At 45.9% G+C, this 10,605-nt stretch carries 8 protein-coding genes; all 8 read right to left on the bottom strand.

Annotated features, from left to right (window positions below; translation table 11 throughout):
• A partial coding sequence (gene uvrC / locus QUA38_RS24335) for an excinuclease ABC subunit UvrC (protein WP_333166454.1) occupies nucleotides 1-1,490 on the bottom strand: 1,490 nt, incomplete at its 3' end.
• A 116-nt stretch (nucleotides 1,491-1,606) separates the two neighbouring features.
• Nucleotides 1,607-2,359, bottom strand: coding sequence for an amino acid ABC transporter ATP-binding protein (locus QUA38_RS24330; protein ID WP_333166452.1), 753 nt, complete (start codon nucleotides 2,357-2,359; stop codon nucleotides 1,607-1,609).
• A gap of 51 nt (nucleotides 2,360-2,410) precedes the next feature.
• Nucleotides 2,411-3,610 carry an amino acid ABC transporter permease gene (locus QUA38_RS24325; protein ID WP_333166450.1) on the bottom strand — a complete coding sequence of 400 codons (1,200 nt, stop codon included), beginning with the start codon at nucleotides 3,608-3,610 and terminating at the stop codon, nucleotides 2,411-2,413.
• A 22-nt stretch (nucleotides 3,611-3,632) separates the two neighbouring features.
• Nucleotides 3,633-4,232 carry a hypothetical protein gene (locus QUA38_RS24320; protein ID WP_333166447.1) on the bottom strand — a complete coding sequence of 200 codons (600 nt, stop codon included), beginning with the start codon at nucleotides 4,230-4,232 and terminating at the stop codon, nucleotides 3,633-3,635.
• A gap of 48 nt (nucleotides 4,233-4,280) precedes the next feature.
• Nucleotides 4,281-5,495 (bottom strand): ABC transporter permease subunit, encoded by a 1,215-nt coding sequence (locus QUA38_RS24315; RefSeq protein WP_333166444.1) that lies wholly within the window; start codon nucleotides 5,493-5,495, stop codon nucleotides 4,281-4,283.
• Nucleotides 5,496-5,675: 180 nt separating this feature from the next.
• The gene (locus QUA38_RS24310) at nucleotides 5,676-6,761 is read right to left on the bottom strand and encodes an amino acid ABC transporter substrate-binding protein (protein ID WP_333166441.1); all 1,086 of its coding nucleotides are present in this window, start codon (nucleotides 6,759-6,761) and stop codon (nucleotides 5,676-5,678) included.
• 314 nt (nucleotides 6,762-7,075) lie between these two features.
• On the bottom strand, nucleotides 7,076-7,303 hold the full coding sequence (locus QUA38_RS24305) for a hypothetical protein (RefSeq protein ID WP_190656515.1): 228 nt from the start codon (nucleotides 7,301-7,303) through the stop codon (nucleotides 7,076-7,078).
• Between the two features lie 315 nt (nucleotides 7,304-7,618).
• Nucleotides 7,619-10,605, bottom strand: a 2,987-nt coding sequence (locus QUA38_RS24300; protein ID WP_333166439.1) for a response regulator, incomplete at its 5' end; no start/stop codon positions are given.

Below are 10,605 nucleotides of genomic sequence, written 5' to 3'. Positions count from 1 at the left end.
TTCAATCCTCGGAATCGGCGACCGATAACTTCTGCTAAACTAGCAAAATCATCAGAATGACCCGATTTAATTTCAGGATTTTTAATTTTGTAATGGCGGTAGTGTTGATTGGCGGGCAAACCGTCAATAAATACGACGCGGGAAGCTACGGCGTCAGAACCTTGAATGTGAGAAATATCGTAACCTTCAATGCGGCGAGGAACTTCAGGCAAATCGAGAATCTCTGCTAAATCTTCCATTGCTTGAGAATTGCGATCGCTCAATCTTTGCATTCTCGCCAATTCATACTCAGCGTTGCGTTCCACCATTTCAATCAATTCTGCCTTAGTTTGCCGCTGCGGCGTCAAAATGGTAACTTTTCGCCCCTTACGGTTGCTCAACCAATCTGCTAATATTTCCGCTTCTGGCAATTCGTACTGCACAGAAATTTCGCTGGGAATTTCTACAGATTCGACATTTTGATAGTGTTCTTCCAACACCCGCTGCAAAATCGCTCCGGCCTCTACCCCCCCTCGTTCCCCCCCTTGCCAAGGGGGGGAGGAAATAGAAAGTTGAGATAACTCTTGCTCCCCCTTTGCAAGGGGGGGTTGGGGAGGTATTTCCGCCATAAATCCCAATCTTCCGACCAATTGTCCGGCCCGAATTTGGAACAATTGAACGCAAGCGTGCTGGGTGTCGGCCGCAAGTGCGATCGCATCTCTGGAAACAGTATCGTCTGGCAAAGATACTTTTTGACCAGCACTCAAAGACTGCAAACCCTTAATTTGATCGCGAATGCGCGCCGCAGTTTCAAAGTTTAAATGTTCGGCAGCTTGTTCCATTTGCGGCTCCAGGATATCAAGCAATTCCTGAGTCCTTCCCTGGAAAATCATCGCTACTTTTTGGATAATTTTTCGATATTCTTCAGGCGAAGTTAACCCTTGACAAACGCCAACGCAGCGCCCGATGTCGTAGTTCAAACAAGGACGGTCTTTAAATAGCGGTTGAGGGCGCTGCCGCAGCGGGAAAATCCGCTTAATTAAATGCAGCGTACTCCTCAGTGCCCCTGTATCGACGTACGGGCCATAGTAGCGGTCTTTTGCACTACCTGCGCGGCGTTTGCGGGTGATAAAAATGCGCGGGTATTCTTCCGACCAAGTTATGCACAAATAAGGATATTTTTTATCATCTTTGAGGAGTACATTAAAGTAAGGTTGGTGCTGTTTTACGAGGTTTGCTTCTAATGCTAAAGCTTCTGCTTCGGTGTCGGTGGCGATGAATTCAATTTCGCGCACTTGCTGCACCATCATCGCGATGCGGGGACTGAGATTTTGGCTTTCGCGGAAGTAGGAACGGACGCGGTTTCGGAGTTTTTTGGATTTGCCGATGTAAAGGATGCGATCGCTCTCATCGCGCATTAAATATACACCAGGAACCGCCGGAATTTCTTTGAGGCGACTTTCTAGGCGTTCCGAGTCTTTAACTAACGGCAGAGTTTTTGTGGATGGCATTGCAAGCTATCTCAGCAAAATAGAGACTGATTGTACACTCTTTTATTTTACCTTAATTATGTCTATTTTGACTGCTGCGACCGTCGCGAAACCCACCGACTACACTTTAAAATCAGTTACAGTATCTGAGATAAAAACTTGCGAGTGCGTTCTTCCTTCGGGTTCTGAAAAAACTCTTCGGGCTGCGCTTCTTCCACTAAAACGCCACCATCCATCAATACAATGCGATCGGCCACTTCGCGCGCAAACCCGACTTCGTGAGTCACCACCACCATTGTAATTCCTGTTTGAGCCAAATTTCGCATTACATCTAACACTTCCCGCACCATTTCCGGGTCTAATGCTGATGTCGGTTCATCAAACAGCATGATTTTAGGCTGCATGGCTAGAGAACGTGCAATAGCGACCCGCTGCTGCTGTCCTCCAGACAACTGTCCGGGATATTTTTTTGCTTGTTCCAAAATTCCAACTCTTTCTAACAATTGCATCGCCACTTCTTCGGCTTTTTTCTTCGGCCACCGGCGCACCCATACTGGGGCTAGCATGACGTTTTGCAAGACGGATAAGTGGGGAAACAGGTTGAATTGCTGAAACACCATTCCTACTTCGCGGCGAATTGTCTCGATGTTCCGTAAGTCGTGGGAAAGTTCGATTCCATCGATCGTAATTTTACCTTGTTGGTATTCTTCTAAGGCGTTGAAGGTACGAATAAACGTCGATTTTCCCGAACCAGAGGGTCCCATCACGACAACGACTTCACCTCGGTTTACTGTCATGCTGACACCTCGCAATACGTGAAATTGTCCGTACCATTTGTGGACGTTTTCTGCGACAATTACTGTTTCTGGACTTGTTTGCTGAGTTTCCATGATTTTTTATTTTTTAACCGCAGATGAACGCAGATGAACACAGATATTTTTTTACCTTTCGCCTACTCCTAATGTTCGCTCTATTTTGCGGCTGGCTAGGGACATGGAGTAGCAAAATATCCAATAAATGATGCCTACGAATATGTAAACTTCGGCGTACCTGCCAATATAGGATGGATTTGCTAAAACTGCGCGGGATATTCCGATTAATTCTAACATTCCGAATAGAGATAGCAGGGATGTATCCATGAATAATCCGATGAATTGACCGCCGATCGCCGGAATGACTATTCGCAGTGCTTGAGGCAGTACAATGAGAATTGTAAGCAGGGGTGTATTGAGTCCGATCGACCTAGCTGCTTCTATTTGTCCCCTGGGCACGGCCTGCAAACCACCGCGCACGTTTTCCGCCAAGTAAGCTGCACTGAATAGAGTCAGTCCCGCAATCGCTCTAATTACTCTATCCAATTTCGGATATTCAGGCGGCAGGAATAATTGCAGCATCACTTGACCTAAAAACAAAATGCCAATTAATGGTAAACCGCGAATAATTTCAATGTATAAGGTTGATAACAGTCTTACAACTGGCAAAGAACTTTGTCGGCCGAGTGCTAGCAATACTCCCAAAGGAAAGGAAAGCACAATACTAATAACTGCTAAAAACAGCGTCAATACTAAACCGCCCCAATCATTTGTTGACACTTCTGTCAAACCCAACCCGCCTTTAATTAGCCACAAAACTATTGGGAAGGAAAGAACCCAAATTGCCGGCATCCAGTCCATGATTTTTGGGTGAATTTGCCTTCCGATGGCATAGCTGGCGGCGGCTACGATAATAATTCCTAAGAGGTAGAGGCGAGAGGTTAGGTCGATCGGCGAAATGACCGCACCTACAACCGCAGCACCGAGTATAATTAGTAAAGGCGGATTCCAAAGACGTTCTTGCCGCTGAATGTTTCCCCAAGTTAATCCTCCCAACAAGGCAATTATGACCGTTACTATCCACAATCGCCAGTAGGACTCACGGGGAAATCGGCCAACAAAAAATAGCGGCAAGTTGGGTTCTAACACGTGCCATTGAGCTTTGGTTGTTGCCCAAACAATAATTCCTTTAATAGTTTGGAAGGCGATAATTACGCAAACTACGGTCAGAATGCTGTTGTACCAGGTACTAAATAGGTTTTTGCGCGCCCAATTCCAAGGGGTAGGCGATTCGGTGGCTGGGGGCGGTAATACAGGTATTGTTTCCATTTTATTTGTTGGTTATTAATTATTAATTATTAATTGCACTGGCTAAAATACCTAAAATTTTATTAACCTCGGTGAGGTAATACTCGGTCAAATTTATTTCAATTTCTTGGTTCTTTAATTGGATAAATTTCCAGGTTGTTCCGCTAGTGACAGCGCCATAAATCGCAGAAATTTCGTTTCCTTGGCGCTCATTAAATATCCTGGATGCCAACATTTCCGCTACGCACTGTCCCAATTCACTATTGAGATTTTTCGGTTGTGCTTCTACAATTATAATGACTGGTGTAACAACTAACAAAAGTCCTGATGAATTGCCAATTAGAAAATCGCAACTACCGTCTAAGCCTTTTTCGGAGTCAACATTAAAGTCAATACCGGAAAATAAGCTAATTCGATTTTGTAATTGTTCTCTAAGTTCAATTAAAATTGGTGCTGTAATCATTTTAGCGCGGGATTTCTGGGTGTTAGTTGCCAGACCTAACGGTACACTGCGCTGGAGAGTTTCGGCTAGTAGTTGGCTGCATTCTAAGTTGGGTTCTTTGCCAAACAAATCGGCGACTTCCGAATACTTTAATTTCAATGTTGTGAGTGCGCCCTCTAAACTAAAATCACTGTACGCCATTTTTCTATTTCCTTTGCTCGCCGTTGTAAAATTTCCAACATTAAGTCTTTATCTTTCCTTAATTTGTACTGTCTTATTGTACCAATTCATGAACAGAGAAACTATCAAACTAATTGTTAGGTATGTTACCATGATAATTAACATTGCTTCGATCGCCCTACCGGTCTGATTCAACGTCGGAGAACCCACCACAAAATAAACGTCGGGATAAGCAACCGCAACAGCTAAACTCGAATTCTTAGCTAAATTCAGATACTGACTGGTTAAAGGCGGCACAATCACCCGCAAAGCTTGCGGCAAAATTACCATCCGCATCATTGTTCCCGACTTCAGCCCCAAAGACTTTCCCGCTTCCCACTGGCCTCTCGATACTGACTGAATTCCGGCCCGGACAATTTCTGCAATGTAACTGCCAGTATACAAGCTGAGTCCTGTCACCAGGGCTGCAAATTCAGGAGTTAATTTTAATCCTCCTTCGAGTTGCAATTCTGGTGTCAAGCGGGGGAAATCTAGACGAAAAGGCAGATTTTTGGTGATAATAAAAGCTAAGATTGCACTCAGCCCGATCGCACCTAGAGCCCAAAACAACTGTCTTGCCGGCTTAGCTTCTTCCAACATCACCCGCGCCCGCCACATCCACAGCCCTGCCGCCGCCAAAACTCCGATAGTTAGCAAAATCACCCAAATCTCAAAACCCGGCAAAGCCACAGGCCAAGGTACAGCAATGCCGCGATTTGTCAAGTAAATCGGCCCCCTCATCTGCTGATTGTCTTCCAGTTTTGGCAGGGAAATGAAAACTGCAAAATACCAGAAAAATAATTGCAGCAATAACGGCGTATTTCGCAAAATTTCTACGTACAAACCAGCCAAATTCCGCAGCAACCAACTGTCGGAAAGGCGCGCAATTCCTACCGTCAAACCCGCAAATGTTGCGAAAATAATGCCGAGACCCATCACCCGCAGCGAGTTGAGTAAACCGACAAAATAAGCTTGTCTGTAACTGTTTTCGGGACTGTAGGGAATCACGCTTTCGCCGATGTCAAAAGATGCTTGGGAATTGAGAAAATCAAATCCAAATGCAATCCCCAGTTGCGAGTAATTGGCGCCCAGATTGTCCCCGAGAATCGCGATAAGAACTATTACTAAAATTAGGGCGATAGCCTGTCCGGCTATTTTCCAGAAGCGATCGTCCCGCAGCAGTTTTGATATATCTTTAAATTTGGGCAATTTCTGCGATTTGCCCGGTTGAGGTTCTGGGTTCATAACTGTTTAATGTAGAGCACACTATACCTAACTTTAGCCTGCCTAAAATATCTTGTAGCGTACACCTAGCAAGCACCTTACAAGTCGGGTAAGCGCGGAGTACCTTGCTGTCTAAAATATCTTGTTGGTTAACTGTTGACCGTTGACTGTTAACAGTTAACAGTCAACAATTAACTAAAATTAGCGGAACGGCGGCGAGTAAAGCAAACCGCCATCTTTCCAAAGTCTGTTTTGACCCCGTTCTAACTTGAGTGTACTTTTGGGGCCGAGGTTGCGATCGTACATTTCCCCGTAATTCCCCACTTTCTTCACAACGCGGACGGCGTAGTCGTTCGGGAGTCCCAAACCTTTACCTAAATCTCCTTCTGTTCCTAGCAAACGTTTGACGCTGGGGTCAGTAGTGCTTGCCACAAGTTGGTCTACATTTCCCGAATTAATTCCCAAATCTTCAGCTTCAATCGCCGCGAAAACTATCCATCTCACCGCGTCCGACCATTTAGGATCGCCGCTTTTCACCGCTGGGGCTAACGGTTCTTTTGACATCACGATCGGCAAAACAACATTTTTCTCGGAATTCGGCAGAGTTGTCCGCTTAGAAACAAGTTGCGATCGATCGGCAGTAACACCTTGACAGCGACCTTCTTGATAGGTAGCAAAGACAGCATTCACATCTTCAAACACCACAGGAGTGTATTTAACTCCTAATTTTCGCATTTGGTCGGACAAATTTTGTTCGGTGCTCGTACCTGTCTGCACGCAGATAGATTTGCCCGCAAAATCTTTTAAACTTTTGATCCCGCTGTCTTTTTTGACCATGATGCTTTGAGAGTCATAAAAGATCACCGGGGCAAATTCCATTCCGGTAGTGCTGTCGCGACTCGCCGTGTAGGTGGTATTGCGGCTGAGAATGTCGATTTCTCCGGCCTGCAAAACTGTAAATCTATCTTTGGCATTGAGCTTTCGGTACTCGACTTTTTCGGGATCGTCAAATATTGCCGCCGCTACCGCCCTGCACACATCGACATCCAGTCCCGAATATTTGCCCTTTTCGTCTACAAAGCTAAAACCCGGCAGTTCGCCGCTGACGCCGCAAATCAGTTTGCCGCGGCTGACAATTGTATCTATCCGGCTGGAACCTTGTTGCGAGTTGCCACCAGCAGCAGTTGTTGCTGTTGTTTGTCCGGTTTGTGCCGATCGATCCCTACAAGATGCCAACGGTGCCACAAATAACACGCTTGCTAGTAGCAGAAATCCCCATTTACGCATAGATTTTAGTAGAACGCTTTCCTGACAATCCTACCTTGTAGCTGTCGAGAACTGTGGCGATGATCTGCGAACTACAACAGCCTCCGGCTTCAAATTAGCCGTTCTGCATCCGGTGCTGCACTGCACCGACTACCCGCCTGTTTTTTTTTGAGCAAACTGGGAGCCCAGAGTTGGAAACCCGGTTTCCGGCTGGAGGTCTGGTCGTCAAACCTAAGATTTATCCTTGAAACCCGGTTTCTTTTCTGCTATTTCTGCCCAGCGCGAGGGCTCATCGCCCTTCTCTGGAACATTTATACGATTTTGATTGAATGGGCTCACAGTAGCTCTGGTGCTAGCCGCTGCTCAGCTAAATCGCGGATTAGGGAAAGCCGAGACTGGATGTATTCGTCCAACACATCTGCTTCTTTGCCATTAAGCGCAGAGTTCGTCTTTAACTGCTTTAGCAGCCACTGTACCAAGGTCGCATCGTCCAAATTGACTAACAAAGTAGCTTGGGTGGTCTCAATTAATGACCAGAGTTGGCGTAACATGACTGGAGTCATAAAACCTCGTTGAGCGTAAATACGCACTTAATGGGCGGGGATAGCGAAAAGCGGGTCTTGGTGTCTCAAGCCGATAGACGAAAAGCACCCTTATGTCGATCGGCTTAATGATTATTTTATATTTGACCACATTAACTTAATACAGTAGTGTCATAAGTTACAACACACAAGATGTTATAAGAGTTCCCAATTCCTTCACATTGAGATAAATATCTTGATAAAAGATTAAAAATCTTTACAAGCGAGCGATCGCGGGGCTGCCAAGAGCCGTCCGCGATCGGGCTGGAGAGCCCGGTTCAAAACAAAATTGATTCATTACTCACTAGCCACCAACTTTTCAACCCCCGCCAGAATTATTTCTAATTCAGCGATGATTCTTGTAGCCCCCTCCAAATCATTAGATTCGGCCCGACTTTGAAGCTGATCTGCCATATCGGGCATTAACCGCACCGCCGCCGTAGCGCTGACACCTTTAATTTGATGAGCGTGGCGGGCCAGTGTCTCCATATCTCCCGAAGCAATCGCCTCCTTAGCAGCTTCTAAATAACTAGCAGTATCCACCACAAAAGCTAGCAGTATTTCCCGCTCAAACTCTAAATCAGCGCCCGAAATTTCGTGCAAACGTGCCATATCGACTAGCGATTCGATATCTGGCTCAGAATTTTGAAGTTCCTCGCCCTTAAACTTGGGAGTTTCAATTTTTAGCTTGGCGGACCAATTTTCTAGTACCGATTTTAACTTTTCAATCGAAATAGGTTTGCTAATATAATCGTCCATGCCCGCGGCCAGACACTTTTCGCGATCGCCCTTCAAAGCATTCGCAGTCATTGCAATCACCACCGTCTTTTGATGCAGCTCCATCTTTCCAGCAGCAACATCTGCCGCTTCTAGGCGGCGCAATTGCAGCGTTGCTTCGTAACCGTCCAAAACCGGCATCTGACAGTCCATCAACACAATGTCATACTTTTTCAGAGCAACCATAGATAGTGCCTCTGCACCATTATTGGCCACATCCGCCGCGCATCCCAAAACTCTGAGTTGATTGAGACCAACTTTTTGATTGATTGGAGTATCTTCCACTAACAAAATCTTTAAACTTGCTAAGTCCCGGTTGTCAATAGCTGAGGCTCGATTGGACGTTGGATTTGCTCGCGGCTCATCAATCAGCGTCATCGGGGCGATCGCATTCGCCAAGCAATCAAATAGTCGGTGAGCTTTCACAGGTTTAGTTAAATAGCCACTAAAACCGCTATCTACCAAGCGTTTCGCCTCTCCAAGCTGAGTCATTGAAGTCAGCACCACCCACTTTGTCTGCTGCATTGCCGGCTCAGAAATCCTCAAGCGTTCGAGACTTCCCGCTACCATTTCCGGCAACTGAATATCAACCAAAACGATATCGTAAGGGGAATTAAGGCTGACAGCTTTGTAAAGAGATGCAATCGTCATCCAACCGTTCTCAACCTCCTCAACCTCCATTCCCCACAAAACAGCCATTCTCACTAGCACTTTTCGCACTGTCGGCTTGTCGCTGGCAACTAACATTTTTCGCCCCGCCAGCACTGTTTCAAAATTCACTTCGCACGCTGTCCCGACAGCAGTTAAATTTTCCGTAGCTGTTGGCACAGTAAACCAAAAAGTCGAGCCTTGGCCTGGGGTACTTTCCACACCGATTTGCCCACCCATTAACTCCACCAACTCCTTAGAAATAGCCAGCCCCAAACCTGTACCCCCGTATTTTCTTGTCGTAGAGGCATCAACTTGAGTAAAAGATTGAAACAGCTTTTTTTTGTCTTCGGGAGCAATTCCAATTCCTGTATCTGTTACTTTAAACAGCAGGAGCATCGAGTCATTTTTTTCTAATTTTAACGGTTCGATATTCTCTAAAATTTTATGATTGTCGCTGGCTGCCAACAACCCAGGATTACTAGCATTAGCAACCTCAATTACCACTTCTCCTGCTTCTGTAAACTTAATAGCATTGTTGATCAAATTAGTGAGGATTTGCCGCAACCGCGCTGCATCACCTTTAATTTGCAGCGGCACGTCGCTGTCAATCAGTGCCACCACTTCTATACCTTTTTCTTGTGCTGGAGTTGCCAACAAATCCAGCACTTCATTCACACAGATACTGAGGTTAAATTCGAGTATTTCTAAGCGCATTTCTCCTGCTTCCAGTTTGGAGAGATCCAGAATATCGTTAATGATGGACAGTAAATTTTGGCCGCTGAGTTTCAGCGTCTGTACAAAGTCAAGCTGTTCGGGAGTAAGATTCGTTTTCAGCAGCAAATCAGTCATCCCCATCACTCCATTCATCGGAGTACGGATTTCGTGACTCATATTTGCTAAAAATAGCGACTTCATTCGAGACGCTTCTAGGGCGGCTTCTCTGGCTTGCTGCGCTTGTTCAAAAAGAGTAGATTGCTGAATGGCGATCGCCAACTGCACGCTCAACCTTCCCAGCAAATCCATCTCAGAATCAGTCCAAACACGTGGAGCGCTGCACTGATGGGCAATCAGCAATCCCCACAACCGATTTTGGCTCGTTTCCACACTCCTTCCCGGCAGTTCAATTCGAGTTCCCGGCGAATATTTGGCTGCCAAACCTTGACTTTCATCGCCTATAAAAATTGGTACAACTACATTAGCCCTTACCTGCAAACTAGCAAGTAAATCTCGGTGTTCCTCGCTCAAATTAGCCGTATAAATATCTGCCATTGCTTGAATTGTTTCTGCACTGTACAGCCATACATAACTTTCCCCAAAGGATGTTCTTTGAACTTTTCTGCCCAGCAGGGGCATCCAATCATCCCCTACAGATTCCACAACCACAATCGCTGTTTCCTCGGAATCAAAACGATAAATTACCGTGCGGTCAGTTGCCAGCAACTGCCGCACTTCGTGTACAGCAGTGCTCAGAGTTTGAGTGAGGTTGAGAGACTGCCGGACTCGCTGGGCGATCGCCGAAACCAGCCGTTCTTGTTCTGCTTGTTCCTGCAGCATTCTCTCAGCTTGCTTGCGTTCGGTCACATCGCGAATTACCGCAGCAAAGCACAGCGGTTCGGTAGTTTGAGGGTGTTTGACCAGAAAAGCATTCATCACAACATCTATCGGTTGTCCGTTGCCCAAGTGCTGCATTTGACCTTCGCCTTGCCACTGGCCATGACTGATAATTGTTGGTAAAATTTCTTGACCGAATTTATGTTGAAAATAGGGCCCAATATAATCCCATATCTCCGTATAAAGCACTGCCGAAAGATTCTCTACACCCACCAGTTTTCGTCCGGCTTCGTTGACAAACAGTG

It is taken from the genome of Microcoleus sp. Pol12B4, assembly GCF_036701385.1.
Classification (GTDB): Bacteria; Cyanobacteriota; Cyanobacteriia; order Cyanobacteriales; family Microcoleaceae; genus Microcoleus.
The sequence above is the reverse complement of the archived record's forward strand: the minus strand, read 5'-3'. Positions and strand labels throughout refer to the sequence as shown.